At 57.6% G+C, this 21,868-nt stretch carries 19 protein-coding genes and 2 pseudogenes; 12 read left to right on the top strand and 9 right to left on the bottom strand.

Annotated features, from left to right (window positions below):
• Positions 1-141 precede the first annotated feature (141 nt).
• Complete coding sequence (locus tag ACYZTR_RS17465) at positions 142-1,068, bottom strand: universal stress protein (RefSeq protein WP_461972838.1); 927 nt, start codon at positions 1,066-1,068, stop codon at positions 142-144.
• A 157-nt stretch (positions 1,069-1,225) separates the two neighbouring features.
• Here ACYZTR_RS17465 and ACYZTR_RS17460 point away from each other — a divergent pair, with 157 nt between their 5' ends.
• The gene (locus ACYZTR_RS17460) at positions 1,226-2,299 is read left to right on the top strand and encodes an NAD(P)-dependent alcohol dehydrogenase (protein WP_461972836.1); all 1,074 of its coding nucleotides are present in this window, start codon (positions 1,226-1,228) and stop codon (positions 2,297-2,299) included.
• Between the two features lie 34 nt (positions 2,300-2,333).
• On the opposite strand, the gene ACYZTR_RS17455 is transcribed toward ACYZTR_RS17460, so the two are convergent.
• The 4 genes and pseudogenes from ACYZTR_RS17455 to ACYZTR_RS17440 form a co-directional block, all read right to left on the bottom strand.
• Positions 2,334-2,942 (bottom strand): methyl-accepting chemotaxis protein, encoded by a 609-nt coding sequence (locus ACYZTR_RS17455; RefSeq protein WP_461979782.1) that lies wholly within the window; start codon positions 2,940-2,942, stop codon positions 2,334-2,336.
• A gap of 492 nt (positions 2,943-3,434) precedes the next feature.
• A pseudogene (locus tag ACYZTR_RS17450) lies at positions 3,435-3,959 on the bottom strand (Tar ligand binding domain-containing protein); the annotation flags it as partial.
• A 422-nt stretch (positions 3,960-4,381) separates the two neighbouring features.
• A complete protein-coding gene (locus ACYZTR_RS17445; protein ID WP_461972834.1) occupies positions 4,382-4,822 on the bottom strand; it encodes a hypothetical protein in 441 nt (146 codons plus the stop codon).
• 167 nt (positions 4,823-4,989) lie between these two features.
• Positions 4,990-5,940, bottom strand: a complete 951-nt coding sequence (locus ACYZTR_RS17440; RefSeq protein ID WP_461972832.1) for a cupin domain-containing protein — start codon at positions 5,938-5,940, stop codon at positions 4,990-4,992.
• Between the two features lie 295 nt (positions 5,941-6,235).
• Between ACYZTR_RS17440 and ACYZTR_RS17435 the strand changes: the two genes are divergently transcribed.
• Positions 6,236-7,543, top strand: coding sequence for an ABC transporter substrate-binding protein (locus ACYZTR_RS17435; protein ID WP_461972830.1), 1,308 nt, complete (start codon positions 6,236-6,238; stop codon positions 7,541-7,543).
• Positions 7,544-7,771: 228 nt separating this feature from the next.
• Positions 7,772-8,545 carry an L-iditol 2-dehydrogenase gene (locus ACYZTR_RS17430; RefSeq protein ID WP_461972829.1) on the top strand — a complete coding sequence of 258 codons (774 nt, stop codon included), beginning with the start codon at positions 7,772-7,774 and terminating at the stop codon, positions 8,543-8,545.
• 120 nt (positions 8,546-8,665) lie between these two features.
• Here the strand turns inward: ACYZTR_RS17430 and ACYZTR_RS17425 are convergent, their stop codons facing one another.
• Complete coding sequence (locus ACYZTR_RS17425) at positions 8,666-8,842, bottom strand: hypothetical protein (protein WP_461972828.1); 177 nt, start codon at positions 8,840-8,842, stop codon at positions 8,666-8,668.
• A 72-nt stretch (positions 8,843-8,914) separates the two neighbouring features.
• On the opposite strand from ACYZTR_RS17425, the pseudogene ACYZTR_RS17420 reads away from it, so the two are divergent.
• The 6 genes and pseudogenes from ACYZTR_RS17420 to ACYZTR_RS17395 form a co-directional block, all read left to right on the top strand.
• Positions 8,915-9,168: pseudogene (locus ACYZTR_RS17420) on the top strand (hypothetical protein); the annotation flags it as partial.
• Between the two features lie 80 nt (positions 9,169-9,248).
• Positions 9,249-9,515, top strand: a complete 267-nt coding sequence (locus ACYZTR_RS17415) for a ParD-like family protein (RefSeq protein ID WP_461979780.1) — start codon at positions 9,249-9,251, stop codon at positions 9,513-9,515.
• Positions 9,512-10,303 carry a type I methionyl aminopeptidase gene (map, locus tag ACYZTR_RS17410; RefSeq protein WP_461972826.1) on the top strand — a complete coding sequence of 264 codons (792 nt, stop codon included), beginning with the start codon at positions 9,512-9,514 and terminating at the stop codon, positions 10,301-10,303. The genes ACYZTR_RS17415 and map overlap by 4 nt, the downstream gene beginning before the upstream one ends.
• 208 nt (positions 10,304-10,511) lie before the next feature.
• The gene (locus ACYZTR_RS17405; protein ID WP_461972824.1) at positions 10,512-11,525 is read left to right on the top strand and encodes a GlxA family transcriptional regulator; all 1,014 of its coding nucleotides are present in this window, start codon (positions 10,512-10,514) and stop codon (positions 11,523-11,525) included.
• A 548-nt stretch (positions 11,526-12,073) separates the two neighbouring features.
• Positions 12,074-13,120, top strand: coding sequence for an AraC family transcriptional regulator (locus ACYZTR_RS17400; protein WP_461972822.1), 1,047 nt, complete (start codon positions 12,074-12,076; stop codon positions 13,118-13,120).
• 452 nt (positions 13,121-13,572) lie between these two features.
• Positions 13,573-14,448, top strand: coding sequence for an alpha/beta fold hydrolase (locus tag ACYZTR_RS17395; RefSeq protein WP_461972820.1), 876 nt, complete (start codon positions 13,573-13,575; stop codon positions 14,446-14,448).
• A 144-nt stretch (positions 14,449-14,592) separates the two neighbouring features.
• Here the strand turns inward: ACYZTR_RS17395 and ACYZTR_RS17390 are convergent, their stop codons facing one another.
• The 3 genes from ACYZTR_RS17390 to ACYZTR_RS17380 form a co-directional block, all read right to left on the bottom strand.
• Positions 14,593-14,979: a DUF488 domain-containing protein gene (locus ACYZTR_RS17390; protein ID WP_461972818.1), complete on the bottom strand. Its 387-nt coding sequence runs from the start codon at positions 14,977-14,979 to the stop codon at positions 14,593-14,595.
• Positions 14,980-15,114: 135 nt separating this feature from the next.
• Positions 15,115-15,834: a phosphatidylcholine synthase gene (gene pcsA / locus ACYZTR_RS17385; protein ID WP_461972816.1), complete on the bottom strand. Its 720-nt coding sequence runs from the start codon at positions 15,832-15,834 to the stop codon at positions 15,115-15,117.
• 380 nt (positions 15,835-16,214) lie between these two features.
• Positions 16,215-16,667: a cupin domain-containing protein gene (locus ACYZTR_RS17380; RefSeq protein ID WP_461972814.1), complete on the bottom strand. Its 453-nt coding sequence runs from the start codon at positions 16,665-16,667 to the stop codon at positions 16,215-16,217.
• 192 nt (positions 16,668-16,859) lie between these two features.
• Here ACYZTR_RS17380 and ACYZTR_RS17375 point away from each other — a divergent pair, with 192 nt between their 5' ends.
• From ACYZTR_RS17375 to ligD, 3 genes are read left to right on the top strand one after another with little or no spacing between them, the layout of a single operon-like run.
• On the top strand, positions 16,860-18,245 hold the full coding sequence (locus ACYZTR_RS17375) for an iron-containing redox enzyme family protein (RefSeq protein WP_461972812.1): 1,386 nt from the start codon (positions 16,860-16,862) through the stop codon (positions 18,243-18,245).
• 10 nt (positions 18,246-18,255) lie between these two features.
• On the top strand, positions 18,256-19,251 hold the full coding sequence (locus ACYZTR_RS17370; RefSeq protein ID WP_461972810.1) for a methyltransferase: 996 nt from the start codon (positions 18,256-18,258) through the stop codon (positions 19,249-19,251).
• Complete coding sequence (gene ligD, locus ACYZTR_RS17365; protein WP_461972808.1) at positions 19,248-21,854, top strand: DNA ligase D; 2,607 nt, start codon at positions 19,248-19,250, stop codon at positions 21,852-21,854. Before ACYZTR_RS17370 ends, ligD begins: the two co-directional genes overlap by 4 nt.
• The last annotated feature ends 14 nt before the right edge of the window (positions 21,855-21,868 follow it).

Raw genomic sequence — 21,868 nt, 5'->3', positions numbered from 1 at the left:
ACCAAAACCCTGTGGGAGCGAGCCTGCTCGCGAAGGCGGCCTGTCAGTCAGCAACAATGTCGACTGAATAGACCGCCTTCGCGACCAGGTCGGATCGCCGCACCGTCGCTCCCACAGTGGTTATGTGCTTGAACAGGTTGATCACTCATCCAGCCGCTCGGTGTACACCACCCAAACACTGCACGGCATTTTGTACAGCAGATGCTCCACCGTGCTGCCGATCAGTCGGCCCATGCCGCGATGGCCGATCCGGCCCATGACAATCACGTCAACATCAAAGGCATCGGCATAGCGGGTGAGGACCTTGGCCGGGTTGCCCATGATCATGTGCCGCTGCTCCGGCCCGATGCCGTTGCGCTCGGCCAGTTCGTTGAAGGCATCTTCCTGGTAATCGAACACGGTCTTGGCCTTGCTCGACGAGAAGAACGCCGAACCGTTGTCGAAGCCGAACTCGTCGGCGCTGATGGATGAAAGGTCATAGGCGTAGACCACATCGAGCTCGGCATTACAGGCGCTCGCCAATTTCACCGCTTCGTGAAGAATTCGGTCGTTGAAGGTTTTGTACTGGTCATCGCGATGAAAGGGGTCGACCGCCGCGACGATCTTTCGCGGCAAGGCGTGCACGGCGTGGCTCACGAAATGCAGCGGCACCGGGCATTCGCGCAGCAAATGCACATCGAGCGGGGTAAGCATCAGCCGCGACAGCAGCGATTTGTGCTCCAGCGCCTTGATCAGCACGTCCATCGGCTGCTCTTTGAGGTGAATCAGGATCTCCTCCAATGGGCGTTCGACCCAGGCCACTTCGGTGGTGACGTGCACACCGATTTTGCGCAAGGGGCGGGCCTGTTCTTCAAGCCATTGGCGATGGCGATCGACGTAGCCCAGGCGCATTTGTTCCAGGGCCTTTTCGTTGACCAGACTGGCGGTTGCCAGACCTTCAAGGTAATCGAAGGCGACGATGTGCAGCGCCGCGTCTTCGGCCTTGGCCAGCGCAGCGGCCCTGTCGAAAGCGGGGCTGTGTTCCATCAGCGGTGATGCAACCAGCATGAAGCGGGATTGACCAGACATGACGAACCTCCCGTGGGATTAGCCGCCCGACGTGCGGCCCGTGCGACGTACATCCAGTCTCTAAGTATTGACCATGATCAACCTCTCGTCCGTAAACCGGGCGCAGGCTGAGGTTCGTGCTGAACTCAAGCGCACGATAACGCTCAGGAGAGCCCCCATGGCAACCATGAAAGCCGCGATATTCGTTGAGAAAAACCGCATCGTGCTGGATGACAAGCCGATCCCCGAGGTCGGGCCGCTGGATGCGCTGGTCCGCATTACCACCACGACGATCTGCGGCACCGACGTGCACATCCTGCGGGGTGAATACCCGGTGGCCAAAGGGCTGACCATCGGTCACGAACCGGTGGGCATCATCGAACGGCTGGGCTCGCAGGTGCGTGGTTTTGTCGAAGGACAACGGGTGATTGCCGGGGCCATCACCCCCAGCGGGCAAAGTTACGCCTGCCTGTGCGGTTGCAGCTCACAGGATGGCCCGGACACCCGCCATGGCTTTCGCGCTGCCGGTGGCTGGAAGTTCGGCAACACTATCGATGGCTGCCAGGCCGAGTACGTGCTGGTGCCGGATGCGTTGGCCAACCTGTGCCCGATCCCCGATGGCCTCAGCGACGAACAGGTGCTGATGTGCCCGGACATCATGTCCACGGGGTTTTCCGGGGCGGAGCGGGGCGAGGTCAAGATTGGCGATACCGTCGCGGTGTTCGCCCTCGGGCCGATCGGCCTGTGTGCCGTGGCCGGCGCGCGCCTCAAGGGCGCCACCACCATTATCGGCATCGATACCGTCGCTGAACGGATGAGCGTCGCGCGGCAGTTGGGAGCGACCCACGTGGTCAATTTCAAGGACGGCGACGTGGTCGCGCAGATCATGGCCCTGACCGACGGTCGAGGCGTCGACGTGGCCATCGAAGCGCTGGGCACCCAAGGCACTTTCGAGTCCGCGCTGCGGGTATTGCGCCCCGGTGGTCGTTTGTCCAGCCTGGGGGTTTATTCCAGTGATCTGCGCATTCCCCTCGAAGCCTTTGCCGCGGGGCTCGGGGATTTCAGCATCGTCAGCACCCTGTGCCCCGGCGGTAAAGAACGCATGCGACGGTTGATGGCGGTGGTGCAAAGCGGTGGCGTCGATCTGTCGCCGCTGGTGACGCATCGCTTCAAACTCGAGGACATCGAAGCCGCCTATGAGTTGTTTGCGCATCAGCGGGACGGGGTGATGAAGGTTGCAATTACGCCTTGAGGTTGTCCTCTGTTTTTTTGTTTCCCAGGGTCATTTACAAACTGAACCGCTGCAGAATAACGCCCAACCCGTCGGACATCGCCTTGAGTTCCTGGGTTGTTCGCACGATCCCGCTTTGGGCTGTGGCGTTTTCTTCCACACTTTGCGCCACTCTTTCGACGTTGCAGGCGACCTGTTCGCTGGCGGCGCGCTGTTCCTGCAGCGACAACGAAATGAAACTGACGGCCGCAAGGGATTCGTCCAGTGCACCCTTGATCCTGCCCATGGAAAGGCCCGCGCTTTCGACCAGTTTCTGGCCATGGGTCACGCGCTCACAGCCAGCGGCCATGCTGTCTTTGGCTTTGGCCATGCCGTTTTGTATGGCATTGACCAAGGCAACGATTTCCGTGGTGGATTGGGCTGTGCGGGCGGCCAGGGTGCGCACTTCATCGGCGACCACGGCGAAGCCGCGACCTTGCTCGCCTGCGCGCGCCGCTTCGATGGCGGCATTGAGCGCAAGGAGATTGGTCTGTTCGGCGATGCCCCGAATCACACCGACAATCAGACTGATGTCGTTCGACTGAATCGCCAGTTGATCGATATCTGATGAGCTTTGTGCAACCAGATCGGCAATCTGGCCCATTTCCTGGATGGAGGCTTGCATCACCGCCATGCCTTCGCCGGTGATTTCGCCCGCTTTCTGCGCGGTGCTCTGAGCCTGTCGAGCATTGTCGGCAATGTGAGTGATGCTCACGGAAAGCTCTTCTACCGTGGCCGCCATGGAGGAGGCTGTCTCGCTTTGCAGTGCGGCGCTGCTCAAGCCCTGCTCGGAGGACGCAGATAATTGCAGCGTGGCACCCTCGATCTGCTCGGAGGCCTGGCTGATCTTGCCAATCATATCGCTCAGACTGTGGCGCATCGCCTGGACGGAGTGCAGAACACCCGTCGACGGCTGCTGCTGATCATGCTGCGTACGGGCCAGTTTCCCCTGGGCGATGTTTGAACTGATGGCGGCAAGTTCCGCGGGTTCAGCGCCGAGCTGGCGACTCAACAGCCTGGAGAAAAAGAAGGTATAGGCTGCGCCCGCAATCAACGCCAACACCAGAATCAGCAGGCTGATCTGCAAGTTGGAGTTGTAGGCGATCTGGTTGTGGTCGAACTGGTTTTTGGCCTCCATCAGTTGTACCTCGATCAGCTCGGAAAATTTGTCTGATAAAGGATCAATCAGCGGATACAACTGATCGGTCGCAAAGCGTGCGATGCCGGCGTCGTCGTTCTGGCGCAGCATGCCCTGCAAATTTTGCAATGGCCCCCGGGAGGCTTCCATCAGCGGGTTGATTTGCGCGATCAGACGCGTTTCTGCCGGAATCAGTTGCGTCGATTTATAGGCTTGCCACGTCTGGTCGATTTCCCTCTGGGCCTGCTCGATCCGGCTCAGTGACTCCGCCTTGGTAAAGTTGCTATTGCGCGCCTTGTGAGTGGCGTCGACGATGTTCACAGCGTACAGGTCGGCGATTTTTTTCAGATCCCGCAGGGGGACGACTCGATCGAGATAGACGGTCTCCAGGCTGCGTACCGCGGATTGCATGCCCAAGAGTCCAAGCCCGCCGACACACAACAATCCGAGCAGTAACGCACTGGTGAGTAGAAGCAGATGAGTTCTGATTTTCCAACTTTCCATAGTCCGGTATTCCTTAATCACCTTATTAAGGTGAGCGATCGAAGGGGCAGAGTCTGTTGCTGCAATGCGCACTGAAGGCTCATTGATATCATGTGGGGTGTCAACGAAAAAAAACGTTTCGTTACCGTCGAGAAGTTACGAAATTGCGACTTTGGATAGAGGTCAGGGATCGGGGTCTGCAGGTCTCCTGCGTCAGTTCTTAGAATTCGCTCCATCAGCTTCGTCCAACTATTCAATGATTCAGGTAGCAAAACCAAGATGAATGCCATGCCGATGATGAAGGTTCGGCGGCCGAGTTGGCAGCGCGCGAGGATATCCAGAACTATTACCTGGGGGCGGCAGGGTAGGGCGCTGCGCCACGTCGAACGCGGAGCAGGGCGCGGCAGATCCACGCGCGCGAGCGCCTTGTCTAGCGTTGAACGCTAACTACACGTGACGTTAACGGCCTTCGCGGCGCGTTGCAGTTCTTGCTTGACATCGACAGGTATCCGCTGCTTCACGAGTCGTTGCTCGAGGAATGTCTGATCGCCTCGTGTATCAACCTCAGCGTCGATTGCAGCGTCCACCGCTTCTATGGCAGCAGCGTGCGCTTCGATGACCGAGTCAACCTCAGCGTCGTTGGTGGCGGCGTCGAGAGCACCAATGAGTGCCGCCACTTCGTCTTCTTCAGCCTTGCCATAGGCGTCTACGGACAGACCGGCCGCCAACGCCCGCGCCCGGATTTCCACGCCTTTCAGAGCCTGCCTGGCCTCTCCACACAGAACGTCATGTTTGTGGTTTTCGGCGACTTTCCATTGGAAAAATCCATACGTCATCGTGCCGATAATCGCTACGGCGATACCACCGATCAGGATCCGCTTCATGGCTGCAGTCGTGAACGTCTGGGGATTGAGGGTTCGGTGGACATCGCTTCGTTCTCTATTCGAGGAAATGAAAGCGTAGCACCGGAACCGGCCTGGCCGCCTCCAACGTCAATGAAAATAGAGTGGCGAAGGAGAGGAGCGGCGCGTCTTGGTGTCAGAACCTGCGATCAATGGGCTTTGGTGAAAGGCAGGGATGGGTGAGCACCGTTGCGATTGAACAACGTCATCGCCGTTTCGCGACGATACTCGCTCGGTGTCTGTTGCATTTCGATGCGAAAGTGCCTGTTGAAGTTAGAAATGTTTTCATAGCCAACCTCAAAGCAGATGTCAGCCACCGACATCTCTGTTTGCAACAACAGCCTGCAGGCGCGCTGAACCCTGAGTTTGCGCATGAGATCGATGAAGCCGTGGCCGGTAATCCTTTTGAAGAAACGCGAAAAACCTGGCTCGCTCATCTCCAGGCGCTGGGCGATAACCGACAGGCGAATGTCGCCGGTGAGCTCAGTCAGCAGATAGTCAAAGGCCTTGTTGATTCGCTCGGAACTGCGGGCATCCAGGGTCGGCGCGTAGCAAGCGCTGGCGAGCAAGTGAACGTCATGCGCGGGTGCTTTCATCAGCGCGTTGATCAATTGCAGGAACAGAATCAAACGCTCGAGACCTTGCGCGGGGCCTATGTCCTCCAACAGTCGCGCTGCCTGTAGAGCCGTTGCCCCAGTGAACTCCAGGCCGCGACGCGCTTGTTCGAAAAGGTGTTGAAGCTCGCCCAGCTCAGGCATCGTTGCGCGTAAGACCAAGATGGCTGCGCCATCGAACTGCAGCACCACATCGCGCCCCGCCAGGTATTCACCGGGAGCGAGATCGCCAAGCCAGTCATGGGGAAGGTCGGGGCCGATGAGCGCTACGTGACCGGCACCGAACGCACCGATGTAATCGCCCGCGACGAGCTTGCCGCTACCTTGGCGGATCAGATGGATTTCGAATTCTGGGTGATGATTCCAGCGAGCCAGGGAGTAGGGGTAATCGTGTTCGTACCAGCGAAAGCAATGATCGGGCTCAGGAAGAATAACCTCCAGCTCGGCGGGTCGCTGCTCGAACAGGGCTGCTCGGGTATCAGGCATGTCATGCCCCTATGTGAGTTATTTGTTCTTCGAATGCGACCAACATACGCCTTCTTCGCCAGCACCTGCTAGCGCACGTTTTGCCTGCAACTGATACTTTTTTGATCTCGGGCCTACATGCCGAGCTTCGGTTAAAAAAGTATCAAATGAGCATCCACTATGCGTTTGTCCGGGCCTTTTCAAGCTGCTGTAATCGAGTCGTCCACCCTTGCGGGTCAGACGTATTTAATCAGCGGTGGTTAACAACAAAAATAATAGCTCCCGTCGTCCAAGGCGCGGAGCGGAGAGCACTACGATGAAAATCCCGAAAGCGCTTTTCCTTTCCGCTGGCCTATCCTTCGCCCTTGTCAGTCAAGCCGCCGAGACAGTGACCATTGCCACCGTCAACAATGGCGACATGATCCGGATGCAGCGGCTCTCCAAAATTTTTGAACAGCAGCACCCTGATGTGAAGCTCAATTGGGTGGTGCTGGAAGAAAACGTCCTGCGTCAGCGCCTGACTACCGATATCGCCACACAAGGCGGCCAATTCGATGTGCTGACGATCGGCACCTATGAAACGCCGCTTTGGGGCGCCAAGCATTGGCTCGAGCCCATCACGGGGTTGCCCCCGGAGTACGACCTGGAAGACATCTTCCCTTCGGTACGCCAGGGCTTGTCGGTTAACAACACGCTCTACGCGTTGCCTTTCTATGGCGAAAGCACGATCACCTATTACCGCACCGATCTGTTCAAGCAAGCGGGCCTGAGCATGCCGGAGCATCCAACCTGGACGCAGCTGGGCGAATTTGCGTCCAGGCTCCACCAGCCTGATAAAGGGCAGTACGGCATGTGCCTGCGTGGCAAGGCCGGTTGGGGTGAGAACATCGCGCTGATGAGCACCATGGCCAACGCCTTTGGTGCCCGTTGGTTCGATGAAAAGTGGCAGCCGGAACTTTCCAGCCCAGAGTGGAGCGCAGCGGCGCACTTCTACGTTGATACGCTCAAGAAGTTCGGGCCGCCAGGCGTGTCGAGCAATGGTTTCAATGAAACCCTCGCCCTGTTCAACAGCGGTAAATGCGCCATTTGGGTGGATGCCAGTGTCGCGGGGTCGTTCACCACCGACAAAGAGCAGAGCAAGGTCGTCGACAGTGTGGGCTTTGCGCCTGCACCGACTGAGGTGACCGATAAAGGTGCATCATGGCTGTATGCGTGGTCGCTGGCGATACCGGCAACCTCCAAGCACAAAGACACCGCAAAGGCCTTTATCACCTGGGCGACTTCGAAAGAATACATCCAGCTTGTCGCTGAAATGGACGGCATCACCCACGTGCCGCCAGGCACTCGACAGTCCACCTACAACGAGGCTTATTTGAAGGCCGCGCCTTTCGCCCAAGTGACCTTGCAGATGATGCAGCACGCCGATCCTGCGCACCCATCGATCAAGCCTGTTCCTTACGTGGGCATCCAGTACGTCACCATTCCCGAGTTCCAGGCGATCGGTACTTCCGTTGGAAAGCTGTTTTCGGCGGCGCTTACTGGACAGATGTCGGTCGATCAGGCACTCGCTGCCGCACAGACCTCCACCGAACGTGAGATGAAGCGCGCCGGCTACCCCAAATAGTCACCGTGTGATGGGAGCAACTGCCTTGGATTGTCTGGACACCGAGTTGCCTCCATCGCGGGCAAGCCACGCTCCCACAGGTTTAACGCAATCAATGTGGGAGCGGGCTTGCTCGCGATGACGGTCGCCCATTCAACCCCGTTGGTGCGACTCGCCGCCTGATCTTCAAGCCTCTCCACTGCCCTCGGTTGGGCGTACCCGACATTCAAGAAAACGGATGAACAATCAATGAAACGACTAGAAGGTAAAAGCGCGCTTGTCACCGGATCCGCCCGAGGCATTGGCCGTGCTTTTGCTCAGGCCTATGTGAATGAGGGCGCAAGGGTAGCCATCGCTGACATCAACCTTGAACGCGCCCGGGCCACGGCTGAAGAGCTCGGGCCAAACGCCTACGCTGTCGAGATGGACGTTACTGACCAAGTGTCAATCGAGGACGCGATGGCTGCCGTCATCACACAGACAGGCAAGTTGGATATCTTGATCAACAACGCTGCGTTGTTTGATCTGGCTCCCATTGTCGACATCACCCGCGACAGCTTCGAGCGATTGTTTTCGATCAATGTCGCAGGAACACTGTTCACCCTTCAGGCGGCGGCTCGTCAGATGATCCGGCAGGGGCATGGCGGCAAGATCATCAACATGGCCAGCCAGGCTGGCAGGAGAGGGGAGGCGCTCGTGGGGGTGTATTGCGCGACTAAAGCGGCCGTGATCAGCCTTACACAATCAGCAGGTCTGGATCTGATCAAGCATGGGATCAATGTGAATGCCATCGCGCCAGGGGTGGTAGACGGCGAGCACTGGGATGGCGTCGATGCAATGTTCGCTCACTATGAGAATCGGCCATTGGGTGAAAAGAAAAGGCTCGTGGGTCAAGAGGTGCCTTTTGGGCGGATGGGGACTGCTGATGACCTGACGGGAATGGCGATATTTCTCGCTTCGTCCGAGAGCGAATATGTGGTGGCTCAGACCTACAATGTCGACGGTGGAAACTGGATGAGTTGACTTCAAGGCACAGGCACAGGCAATTGCAACGGCAACGCGTCCCCATCATTGCTAAAAAAGCGGCCAACCCGACCCAGGTCAATGGCCGCTTTTTGACGCCTGCCAACGGCAAGCATCTTGCTAGTTGCCGTCCGCCACCTTGCGTTCTATCTCAGCTATTTTTCGACGGAGCGCCTCAGCGTCCTGCTCCTCGGTTGGGGTTGAAGAGGGCGTTATGGTTTCATCCACACCTTTGGCGTCAGGGTCCCTGTCCTCATGATCTCTTTCGACGTCGTTAACATTGTCATCGTTGTTCATATCGCTTACCTCCATTGACCTGAACATTGGATTCAGCGCTGTGGCTGGAGTTCGAGATTTTTTGTCGGCGTTCCCAGTGACCAAACGGCGCCAGCGCTGATGCGCGCCTGCATCAAAGCCGGGGTCAACTATCTGGACGGCCGAGATCAACATTTATCGCCTCGCCGAAGAACTGGGTGCTCAGGCCGCAGAGGGCGAGCGTCATGTTGATGCCCGGAGTAGGCTGGGACGTCGTGCCGACGGACTGCCTGGCTGTGCATGTCGCGCGTCGTTTGCTGCAACCGCACTCGCTGAACGTTGCACTTCAGGTGCCTGGCTGCCTCAGCGGGTTCTGTCCGTAAAATTGCAATCCCACACACTCATCAATTAATATATGTTTCGTATGCATTTCATATTGGATGAGTCAGTGGGTATCGTAAAAATTTCAGAAGGCATGCACGAGAATCTGCGCGTCGCCAGCGATGCGCTGAGCCGCTCGATCAACGCCCAGGCTGAGCACTGGATGCGCATAGGGATGCTTGCGGAGTTACATCCCGACCTGGATCACCGCGACCTCTGCCGTTTGCTGATTCGTGCCGAACTGGCGGGTGGCCTCGATTTAAAACAGCTCTGCGCACTCGCCGATTTTTCGCAAAGCTCCCAGGTTCATGCAACCCCAGGAGCCAAGCAATGAAGGCGAATGTCGCTATCAACAGCCCGGCAGAGATAGCCATGTCTCGCGCTGCAGGCACGCTGGCCGCCGAGGTCCTGGCCATGATTGCTCCCCACGTCAAAGCGGGGGTCACCACCGACGAACTTGATCAACTCTGTCACGACTACATCGTCAACGTGCAAAAAGCCATTCCAGGCAATGTCGGCTATCACGGCTTCCCGAAAACCGTGTGTACATCGGTCAACCAGGTGGTCTGCCATGGCATCCCTTCGGCCAACGCTCTGAAGGATGGCGATATCGTGAATATCGACATTGCCGTTATCAAGGAGGGTTGGTACGGCGACACCAGCCGCATGTACTTCGTGGGTGAGCCCGGCCCGGAAGCTCGACGCCTGGCGAAAACGACCTATGAAGCGATGTGTGCCGGTATTCGCGTCGTCCGCCCCGGCGCTACGCTGGGCGACATTGGCCATGCCATTCAGACCGTGGCCGAAAGAGACGGATTCAGCGTCGTGCGCGAATACTGCGGTCACGGTATCGGCAAGGTTTATCACGATGAGCCGCAGGTCCTTCATTACGGCTACCCAGGCCAGGGCCTGACACTGAAAACCGGCATGATCTTTACCATTGAGCCCATGCTGAACGCTGGCAAACGCCATGTGAAAACGCTGGCTGATGGCTGGACCGTGGTCACCAAGGATCACTCACTCTCGACTCAATGGGAGCATATGATCGCTGTGACTGACGACGGCTTCGAGGTTCTGACCCGTTGGCCCGATAGTGTCGATGGGTATCCCGCCATCGTTTAGGCGATTGCGTCCATCACACTCGAGTGGGCCAGGGATTACTGGCCACAACACCCTTTTTGTCGATGCTAAAGACCCACTTCGTCACGGCTTTCAGCTTGGCTGATCAATCGCATAATGGCGCTAGTGGTTTTGAAACTTTTGCGGTTAGCATGCGCGTTATCAACGCACCCAACGACAGGGTCGTTAACGTAATCGAGTGGATCAAACATTGATCGAGCGACGCCAATTTAGCGGAGGCATGAAGGGGAAGAATCTTCGCTATTTGAACGATAACCCCAACGAGACGACTCAAAGGGTTCGGACAGGATTTCTGTTGCTCGAGCATTTCTCGCTGCCCGCATTCACGCAAGCACTGGATACGATCGTCACCGCGAATCTACTACGACCCCTGTTGTTCTCTTCCCGAACATTTGGCTTGACCGAGGGGGAAGTCGTCAGTGACCTGGGCCTGGTCATTCGGCCAGATGCCCGCCTCGATTGTTCAGCGATCCTGGACCTGGATTTGCTGGTCATTTGTGGTGGCTACCGAACAGAACTGAAGGCGAGTGATGACCTCATCAGCCTGTTGAGAGCGGCGGCAGACCAGGGTATCAGTCTGGCCGGGTTGTGGAATGGCGCATGGTTCCTGGGAAGGGCAGGCTTGCTTGCCGGATATCGTTGCGCGATTCACCCCGAACATCGCCCCGCACTCGCGGAAATCTCCAAGGCGACGCATGTCACCAGTGAGCCCTACGTCATTGATCGAGACCGGCTCACGGCTTCCAGTCCCTCGGGGGCGTTCCACATGGCGTTGGACTGGATCAAAGGGTTGCACGACAAAGCACTCGTCGAGGGTATCGAGGACATCCTGGCTTTCGAGGAGTCTCGTTATCGGCGCATAAAACCGACTGAAAATATCTGTGTGAGCGCGCCATTACGCGAGGTGGTGAAACTGATGGATGCCAACCTCGAAGAGCCTCTGGAATTGGAGCAGTTGGCCGTTTACGCAGGCCGTTCTCGTCGACAACTCGAGCGCTTGTTCAAGGAGCAGCTGGGCACAACGCCGCAACGGTATTACATGGAGTTACGGATTACCGAAGCGCGTCGGCTGCTCCAGCACACAGAGCTGTCCCAGGTGGACGTGTTGGTTGCTTGTGGCTTTGTATCGCCCAGCCACTTTAGCAAGTGCTATAGCTCATACTTTGGATACAGGCCTTCCAAGGAAACGCGACTCGTCAAATAAGGGCGGCGCAATTTACAGTCGGGTTCAAGACCCTAGGTAGCCGAAGTAAACGAGTGCCGCGCTAGCGGCGATACCCAACGCTCCAAACGCCTTTGCCGTTGAATTGTGCGCAGGCAAGGATTCGCTTAATCGCTGCAAGTCGGGATCCGAAAGCGCGGCGTGTTCATAGTGGCGGAGCATGATTGCCCGGTAGGTGTATCGCTAACCCATCAACAGAAACAGGGTGATCAGGCCGAAGGCCAGCTCACGAGTAATAGCCGGTTCTACTCCCACCGCAAAAGATTCCAAGGCAAGGTCTGGGCCAATGGCCAAGTATTTCGACGAGACCGAAGACGGTTTTGTCTTCCTGGCATCCGCGGCTGCTGACACTGAGCCTCACTGGACAACCTCTTTGAAGGCGACAGCAAGCTCTCGGGTCTACACTTGCCGTGGATTGGCATTAACAGCTCGCATAACGAGCCTTAATGAATGGCCATAGTATGAATTTCAAAGCAAATTCGTAATGGCTCACTAAAGGATGCTGGGTTCAACAGGACTTTGAGGTCGTCATGTATAGAGTGGGTACAGGCTATACCAGTGTGTTGGTGAATACGCTTTCGGCTGAAGGCTTGGATGTGATCAATTTATCCCGGGAAGCCGGACTGGATATGATGCTTCTGAGTCAGCAGCAAGCCTTCTATAAACGTAGTGTTATTTACCGTCTGTGGGAATTGGCGGTGCAGGCGTCTGGCGATTCGAATATTGGTTTGAAAGCCTACGGGCATGTACATCCGAGTAACTTCCAGATTGTGGGGTACACGATGATGTCCAGCTCGAATCTGAAGCGGGCGCTTGAACGCCTCGTGCGTTTCAGTCCATTGATCAGTTCTGGACTTAGCCTGTTTTTGGGTCAAGAAGAGCAGAATTATCGACTGGCCGGGCTGGATCACCAGTGCGACTTGGTCAAACCACGGCAGTACACCGATGCCGGACTCGCGTCGCTGTTGGGGTTCTGTAGTTGGCTGGCCGGTGGCAAATTGCCGCAACCGTTAAGCGTGGAGTTCACCTATCCCGAACCTGAAGACATCACGGAGCATCAGCGGCTGTTTGGCTGTGAGCTGCGTTTCGGGGCGGCCTATGACAGCATCCTGTTCGATGGCCAAGAGCTTCTGCGTCCGTTGAGCATGGCCAACGAGGCGTTGGCTGTACTCCATGACAGTTATGCCGAAGCCCAGCTGGACCTATTGTACGGCTTCACCATTGTATGCAGGATTCGTGGACTGATCACCGAGCGCCTGAGTCAGGGGCAAGGGCAGTGTGATATGGAATCGATAGCCACCGCGCTGAACATTAGCAAGCGAACGTTGCAACGAGCACTTGAGAAGGATGGCGCCCAGTTCAAGGACGTGCTGAACGATGTGCGTCGGCAGTTGGCCGACTTCTACCTGCGCCATTCCCATTTCAATATGAAGCACGTGACTCACCTGCTCGGGTTCCACGACCACAGCAGTTTCCACAAAGCTTGCATCCGCTGGTTCGGCATGACGCCCGGTCAGTATCGAGTCGATGAATCCCTGCGAAAGCTCAAGGAAGCCAAGCCTCGTCTAGTCGGCTAAGGAATGCCGTCTCTTGAACGGTACAGGCGCTGACCCATTGTCCGCGCTCCAACACCTCTGCAACAGCGCACACGGCAGAAGCCGCCCACGGGCGGTTTTTTTGCAACTGTAGATCCGGGATCTGAGCCCGTTCAGTGCTTGGGGGGCGACGCAATAACTTGTCTGCGTTCTTGCAGACGAGGAAATCCCTGCTTAACTCTGAATCAATGGTCAGTCAGTGACTTATTGGTCACGAAAGCCATCGGAGCACCCTCGCGCTGTTGTTGCTTGTTCGTGTTGCCAGGTTAAGCCCGAGGAGGCCTATGCGTTGACGCTGGAAAACCACCCTGAGTTATTAATGTATTGGCCTGGCACTTTACTGTCAGGTCCACGTGTTGTGCTTTCTGCGATAGGGCCCTGTGGGCATCCCTCACGCTGTGCGCTTAGTCCAATGGGTTCAAGGAAAAAATCACATGACGCCGAATACTGCCATCGTCGAGGTCTGCAAGAAGTACAAGGTTTATACCGAGTACTATCTCAACACCGCCGCTGACAAGACCATCATTCTGGTCAACGGCTCGCTGGCAACAACTGCATCCTTTGCCCAAACGGTGCGTTATCTGCAGCCGAAATTTAATGTGGTTCTCTATGACCAGCCCTACGCCGGTCAGTCGAGGCAACACAATCTCCACGGTCAACCGATCCGAAAGGAAGACGAGGCAGCGATACTGCTGGAATTAATCGAACACTTTTGTGTGCACCACGTGCTGTCCTTTTCCTGGGGCGGCGCGGCTACCTTGTTGGCGCTGGCCCAGCGGCCGCGACGAATCGAGAAGGCGGTGATCAATTCGTTCGCAGCGCGGATCAATACGCCGATGCGCGATTACCTGGAGAGCGGCCTGAACCATCTCCAGGCCTGCGACCGTCTCAATGTCGGTCGCTTGATCAACAGCACGATCGGCAAGCACCTGCCATCGCTGTTCAAACGCTTTAATGACCGCCATATCAGAAGTCTGGCCGAACACGAGTACAGGCAGATGCATTTCCACGTCAATGAGGTGCTGAGCCAAGACACCCATTGCTACGTAGCCTGTGCCAATGCCATCGAAATCCCGCTGCTGTTTGTCAACGGCGAATGGGATGAGTACACCTCCGTGGAAGACGCCCGGCTTTTCGCCGATCACGCCCCTCAGTCCCGGTTCCATACCATCAAGAACACCGGGCACTTCCTCGATATGGAACACCCGACGGCCTGGCAAGACGCCCAGCAGGCCTTGCTCGGGTTTCTGCAGCCGGCTTGCAGGACGCAGGGTCGTATTACCTCAGATATCCAGGTCAATCACGTATGAGCCATTAGTTCGAGGCGTGGACAATGGGTGTCAGACGTCGCTCCAAGATGATCGTACGCTCGGCTCCGTGAAATTCGTCGCGGACTTTTCGATAACCTAACTTGAAGTAAAAGGCTTCAGCGTCGGAGTAGCCTGCGACAGCTTCTATTTCAGCTGCGCACCGCGCGTCGTTAATAACTCCCGCAATACTGACCGATGGCAATGCTCTTCATCTTCGCAATAACAGCCAATGGCCATTGATGTTTGATGAGACAACGCCGCCAACAAATCGAGCAATTGGCTGGGCGCTGGGTGGTTCATTTCGGTCTTGAATTTTCGTTTGAAGGCTTCCCACGCCTTAGCGTCTTCCGCCGCTTTGGCTTCTGCGACCAACTCTGCACTGGGAGACAGCAGCGGCTGCCACACGTCATAAAAATCACGACTGGCAAACTCGGCCTTCGGCACGCCACGCGGCGGGCGACGTACCGTTCCCAGACGCAGGCCTTCATTGGCGGCGCGCGGCGAGCCGAGTCGCACGATATGGATGGGCATGGTCGATGTGTTCCCTCTCAAATCTGGCAGAAAGTCCTGAGATTGTTCTTTTCTTCCTCTGAATAACCGCAGAGCCGGCGGGATATGGCCGATTTCTGCAGATTGTGGGAGAAATCGGCCACGCTCTACAGTCCTTTATCCCCGCGAGTTATCGAACCACTCCAGCGCCGTGCGCCAGATGCAGATCCCCAGGAAATAAGCCGACATCAGCAGCCAAAGCCCCATCACCATCGGGTTGATCACCGGATGGTTGACCACCAGCGACAAACTGCACAGCAGCCAGATCGCCGTCACAGCAATGTTGATCGGCATGAACTTGCGCACCCGGAACGGGTGGAGGAACTTCATCCGGGTCACGGTCAACAGCGCCAGGCCGATGACGGTGAGAAAAGTGATCCACGGCGACGGGGCGATGATGTACAGGCACAGGGCTACCACGTTCCAGGCGGCGGGGAAGCCCTGGAAGTAGTTGTCTTTGCTCTTCATGTTGACGTTGCAGAAGCAAAACAGCGACGAGACCAGAATCAGCGACACGGTCAGCAGCAGCGTGTAGTCCGGCAAAGGTATGTAGCGATAGATGAACAGCGCTGGGATAAACACATACGTCAGGTAGTCGATGACCAGATCGAGGATCGAGCCATCGAAACTTGGCAGCACCGACTGGACATTGACCTTGCGCGCCAACGCGCCGTCCAGCCCATCGACAATCAGGGCAACGCCCAGCCACAGCAAGCAGTTTGTGGCCTGGTTTTCCAGCAAGGCGAGGGTGGCGAGGAAGGCAGTGACCACGCCAGTGGCGGTAAAACCATGGGCGCCCCATGCTTTGAGCCTGGCAATGTGTAGGGTCGATATCACGGGGGCGTTCTCCAGAAAGTGAAGCAAGCCTGTTATCACCCCTCCAATTGGGGGTGTCGGCGAACTAAGTCAGGTTGCATGTATCGACCGGGTATCCGGGGATAAGGTTCACCATCTGTAAATCTTAGCTGCGCGGCAAAAAAATACTCCGGATAAATCCGGGGTATTAAATGAAACATCGGCGCTGGGCGACCTTTTTATTGATGATCGTTCCCACGCTCCGCGTGGTAATGCAGCCAGTGACGCTCTGTGTCACCAATACGGGCCAGGCACGGCTCAAGCTTCGAGGCAGGAACGCGGGCGTCCCGAGAGGCATTCCCACGCAGAGCGTGGGAACGATCATGAATCACACCTGACTGAATCAGCTGAAGCCCTGGGCTTTACCGGGTGACAGGTGCTTTCGGCACCAGAAACGTAACGCCGAAACTCTCGGCGATCTCCAGTATTCGCGGCAGATCCTCTGGAATTTTTAGCCGATCCACCGCCGCAAAGAACTGACCGCCGCGCGGATCAGACACCACCCCAATCATTTTCGCGGTGGCGCTGATGTTCTTGTAAGCATGAATGGACCCACCCGGGATATGCACATAACCCCCAGGCGAAACGGTGGTGGACTTGCCCGCAACCGTTATTTCCACCTGTCCGTCAATGACGTAGAACGCCTCGTCCCAAGGGTGAAAATGCGGGGGCGGCCCACCCCCTTGCACGCCTTCCTGGATATGCATTTCAAAAGGTTTGCTCAGATCCCCGCCCGCGAGAATGGTGATGGCCTCACCCACGACATTGACCGGGTCGGGGGTTTTCTGGGGCTCGATGACATGAACCGTGCGCATGATTGCTCTCCGAAGGATGAGTCCACACCCGCTGAGTATATTCACTCGAACGTCCGCCAAGCACCTGCCACAAGCCCGTCTGTCCGGGGGATTTCAACGCCGATGGAATTTTTTTCCGGGCGTGTCGCTCTGCTGATGTAGAGACGTGCTGATTCAGCGTCCTGCCACTGGCCTCAGACCGAGAGACTACCTATGACTGCCCTGACACGACTTGAATCCCTGCCGGCCCACGAACGCTCGATTCAGACCGCCGGCAGCTTGAAGCTTATCTATGAACAGTTATTGCTGAGCGACGATGTCGAACATCAGCGCGCACTCGGCAAAACCTTCCTCGAGGCTCAACTTGCTCACGCAGCAGACCTGCCTGAGGACTTGCCGCGAGACTTGTCGGCACTGCAAACCTTTGTCGAACAGCACTGCGTCGAAGTCGCTCGCCAGTACGCCGACTACCTGCAACAGCGCAAGGACGGCGGGCCTCGGCAGTTCTTCACTAACAAAGCGCACGCGTTGTTTTTCCTGCAAGCCGTTGCTCCGACCAAACTGGTGGACGGTGCGTGGCTGTTTGGTCTGCTGCGGCAATGGCATGACCCTCGGTTCGAAGGGTTGATTTGCACTTATCTGGAAGAGTTGGGCGAGGGCAACCCGGCGCAAAATCATGTGGTGATCTACCGCAAACTGCTCGCCGAGCATGGCTTGCAAGACAACGGCTTCATCGACGATGAGCGTTACCTGCAAGGTGCGGTGCAATTGGCGCTCGGTTATTGCAGCGACGATTTTTTGCCGGAGGTAATCGGCTACAACCTCGGCTATGAACTACTGCCACTGCATTTGCTGATCAGCGCCTATGAACTCAGCGAGCTGGGTATCGATCCGTATTACTTTACGCTGCACGTGACCATTGACAATGCCAGCACCGGCCACGCGAAAAAAGCCGTGCAGTCGGTGCTGCAATTGCTGCCGGTGGAAGGTGACCGCGAAGATTTTCTGCGCAGGGTCGCGTTGGGTTATCGGCTCAACGATCTGGGGCAGGGCAGTCGCGCGATCATCGAGTCGTTCGACTTATACGGCGAGTTGCTATACATGCTTGAGCGCAAGCGCCCGTTTGGTCAGCACATGCATTCCGATTACTGCCGTTTTGAAGGCAAGACCGTTAATCAATGGCTGTCGTCGCCGGAGCAGTTGCCAGGCTTCCTCAGTGCCTTGGAAAACAAGGGCTGGATCAAGCGTCACCAAGACCCGCAAGCCAGCCGTTTCTGGCAGTTGATCGATGGCAATGGCGCGGCCATGTTCGGGGTATTCAGCCTCTACGAAAAACAGCTGCTGCATGACTGGATCGCCGGCGACTGGCGACCTGAGCGTTCGCCGGCAGCGGTTCGACGTGGCACCAGCGTCGCGACCGAACCGCCAGTGCCCGCCAATGACCCGGATGTCCAAAGCTTGCAAACTACACTTGATGGGCTTGCCGCCGACGAGCAAATGCAGGTGTTGATCCCATGGCTGTCTGCCCATCGACACGCTCACCCGGCTGGCCTGATGGCCACGCGACGGTTCATCGAACTCAAATCCGGAATTCGATAGGGAGCCCTTCATGAATCAGGAAGAGCAGATGAGCGCCGCCGATCTGGCCTTACTGCAACTGGGGCGCCGCTTGCAGGCTGACGGTTACCGATTCATCACGCCAACGCCGCTGACCCATCAGCGAGTCAATGATCGCGCCTTCGGGCAAAGCGCCCGGACATTGCGCGAAGTATTCGGCTGGTCGCGGCCGTTTGAACCCGATCTGTTGTCGGTGGATGAACAGCGGCAGTTGCAACAGGCTGGCGTCCTCGAGGAAGGCAATGGTCGACTGAGAAGTCATGTGCGCTGGTCAAGCCTCGATGACCTGCTGTTCGTGCATTCGGGCTACCCCACCGACGCCGCTGATGCGGTGTTCTTCGGACCCGACACCTACCGTTTTGCCCGGCTGATTCACGCCCATCTGCAACAGAGCTTCGCGCCGATCAGGCGCGCCGTGGACATCGGCTGCGGTGCGGGCGTTGGGGCGATTGTGATTGCCCGCGCTCGCCGTGAAGCCGAAGTGCTGGCCGTGGACATCAACCCGTTGGCGTTACGCATGACGGCAGTCAACGCCGCGCTCGCCGAGGTGACTAACGTCAGCATAGAGGCCAGCGATGTGCTGCAGGACGTCGACGGTAACTTCGACCTGATCGTCGCCAATCCACCCTACATGGCCGACCCGGCCGAGCGTGCTTACCGGCATGGCGGCGGGGCGCTCGGCGCGCAATTGTCGTTGCGCATTGTCGAGCAGGCCCTGTATCGGTTGGCCCCCGGTGGCTCCCTGGTGCTGTACACCGGCGTGGCGATGATTGACGGTCTCGATCCTTTTCTGGACGCGGTGACGCCGCGTCTGGAATCGCCGATGTTCGGCTGGACTTACCACGAACTCGACCCTGACGTGTTCGGTGAAGAACTGTTAACCCCTGGCTATCAACGGGTGGAACGAATTGCCGTCGTCGCGCTGATCGTCACGCGCATCGGCCCAGGTATTGGGGGAATCGTTACCCCGTCAGCCGGTGCACCATGACCAGGAGCCTGGATGATTACAACCGCATGCGCGACTTCTCGGCGACCTCTGAACCGGCCGCCGCCAAACGCGGGGGCAAAAAAAACACGAAAGACCATGCCTTGCAGTTCTGCATCCAGAAGCACGACGCCTCGCGCCTGCATTACGACTTTCGCTTGGAGCTCGATGGCGCGCTAAAAAGCTGGGCGGTGCCCAAAGGCCCGTCGCTGGACCCCAAGGTCAAGCGCCTGGCGGTCCACGTCGAAGACCATCCGATTGATTACGCGACCTTTGAGGGCAGCATTCCCGAAGGGCATTACGGCGCCGGCGATGTGATTGTCTGGGACCGAGGGGTGTGGATTCCTCAGGACGACCCGGCCAAGGCGTACGCCAAGGGAAAGCTGAAGTTCGAGTTGCAAGGCGAGAAGCTCGGTGGCCTGTGGAACCTGGTGCGCACGCACATGCCGGGCAAGCAGGAACAATGGTTTCTGATCAAGCATCAGGACGGCGCGGCCAAACCCGAAAGCGATTACGACGTGGTCGCCGCCGAGCCCGACAGCGTGCTCAGTGATCGGACCATCGTTGCCAAAAAGCCGAAGACCGCTGCCAAACCCAAACCCATCAAAAAACCCGCCGCCGCGGCGCGCAAGGAACAGTCGGCGCCATTGACGGGCGCCCGCAAAGCCAAATTGCCGGACCTGCTCAAACCGGAACTGGCGACGCTGGTCGAAAAAGCCCCGGACGGCGAGTGGAGCTATGAGATCAAATTCGATGGCTATCGGATCATGGCCCGCATCGACCACGACGAGGTCAAACTCTTCACCCGTAACGGTCACGACTGGACCCATAAACTGCCCAGACAAGCCGAGGCGTTGGCTTCGCTGGGGCTCGAATCCGCCTGGCTCGACGGTGAAATGGTGGTCGCCGACGAGCAGGGCGTGCCGGACTTTCAGGCCTTGCAAAACGCCTTCGACTCGGGCCGCAGCGGCAACATCGTTTACTACCTGTTCGACATGCCTTACCTCAATGGTGTGGACCTGCGCGAGGTGCCTGTCGAGGAGCGCAGGGTTGCGCTGTCGACGGTGCTCACCCCCATTAAAGACCCGTTGCTGCGCTTCTCCGATGCCTTTAGTGAAGAACCGGAAGCGCTGCTAAACAGCGCCTGCCAAATGCAGATGGAAGGGTTGATCGGCAAGCGCCTGGGCTCGCCTTACGTTTCACGGCGCAGCAGCGACTGGATCAAACTCAAGTGCAAGCATCGGCAGGAGTTCGTCGTCGTTGGCTTCACCGATCCCAAAGGTTCGCGCAATGCCTTTGGTGCGCTACTGCTGGGACTGCATGACCGCGACAGCGGTGAATTGCGTTACGCAGGCAAGGTCGGCACCGGGTTCAACGAGACGACGCTCAAGCGCATCTACGAGCAACTGAAACCGTTGCAAACCAAAAAGAGTTCAGTGGTCAATCCACCGACCGGTTTTGACGCCAAGGGTGTGCACTGGCTCAAACCCACGCTGCTGGCTGAGGTCGCTTTTGCCGAAATGACCAAAGAAGGTTCAGTCCGTCATGCGGTGTTCCATGGCCTGCGTGACGACAAACCTGCCGAAGACATTACCGAGGAGCGTCCAAAAGCCGTGAAGCCCAAAGCCGCTAAAAAAGCCCCCGCAGAAAAACCCTCTGCCGCGACCAAAAAGAAAACCACCCAAGCCGCCCCCGCACCCGCGCCATCACAAATCGGCCTCGGCGCGGGCAAAGTGCGCATCACTCACCCGGACCGGGTGATCGATGCCAGCAGCGGCACCACCAAAGTGCAACTGGCCGAGTATTACGCCAGCGTCGCCGAATGGATTTTGCCCGAACTGAAGGACCGGCCGGTGGCGCTGGTTCGCGCCCCGGACGGCATCGCCGGCGAATTGTTTTTCCAGAAAAACGCCGAGCGCCTGGCCGTTCCGGGGATCACCACCCTGGACAAGGAACTTACCGGCCAACCGGTGATGATCATCAATAATGCCGAAGCCCTGATCGGTGCCGTGCAAATGAGCACCGTTGAGCTGCACACCTGGAACGCTACCTCGGACAACCTCGACAAACCCGACCGCTTTGTCCTCGACCTCGACCCGGACCCGGCGTTGCCCTGGAAAAGCATGGTGGAGGCGACTCAATTGACCCTGTCGGTGCTCGATGAGTTGGGGCTCAGGGCGTTCCTCAAGACCAGCGGCGGCAAAGGGATTCACCTGGTGGTGCCACTGACCCGCAAGCTCGGTTGGGACGAGGTCAAAGACTTCAGCCACGCGATTGTCAGCCACATGGCCAAGTTGCTGCCGGAGCGTTTTTCCGCCGTGTCGGGACCGAAAAACCGGGTAGGGCGGATCTTTATCGATTACCTGCGCAACGGTCTGGGCGCCACGACCATTTGCGCTTACGCCGTGCGCACCCGCGAAGGGCTGCCGGTGTCAGTGCCGATCTTTCGCGAGGAGGTGGGCGAGCTCAAGGGTGGGAATCAGTGGAACGTGCACACCGTGCATGAGCGCCTGGCCGAGGTCGGTGATGAACCTTGGGCGGACCTGAAGAAAACCCGACAGTCGATCACCGCCGAGATGCGGCGGCGGGTCGGGATGAAGAAGTAGTCGTGGCATAGCAG

This window comes from Pseudomonas sp. Hz4, assembly GCF_054898165.1.
Note: the sequence above shows the minus strand (reverse complement) of the source record. Positions and strands in the feature narration are given on the sequence as shown.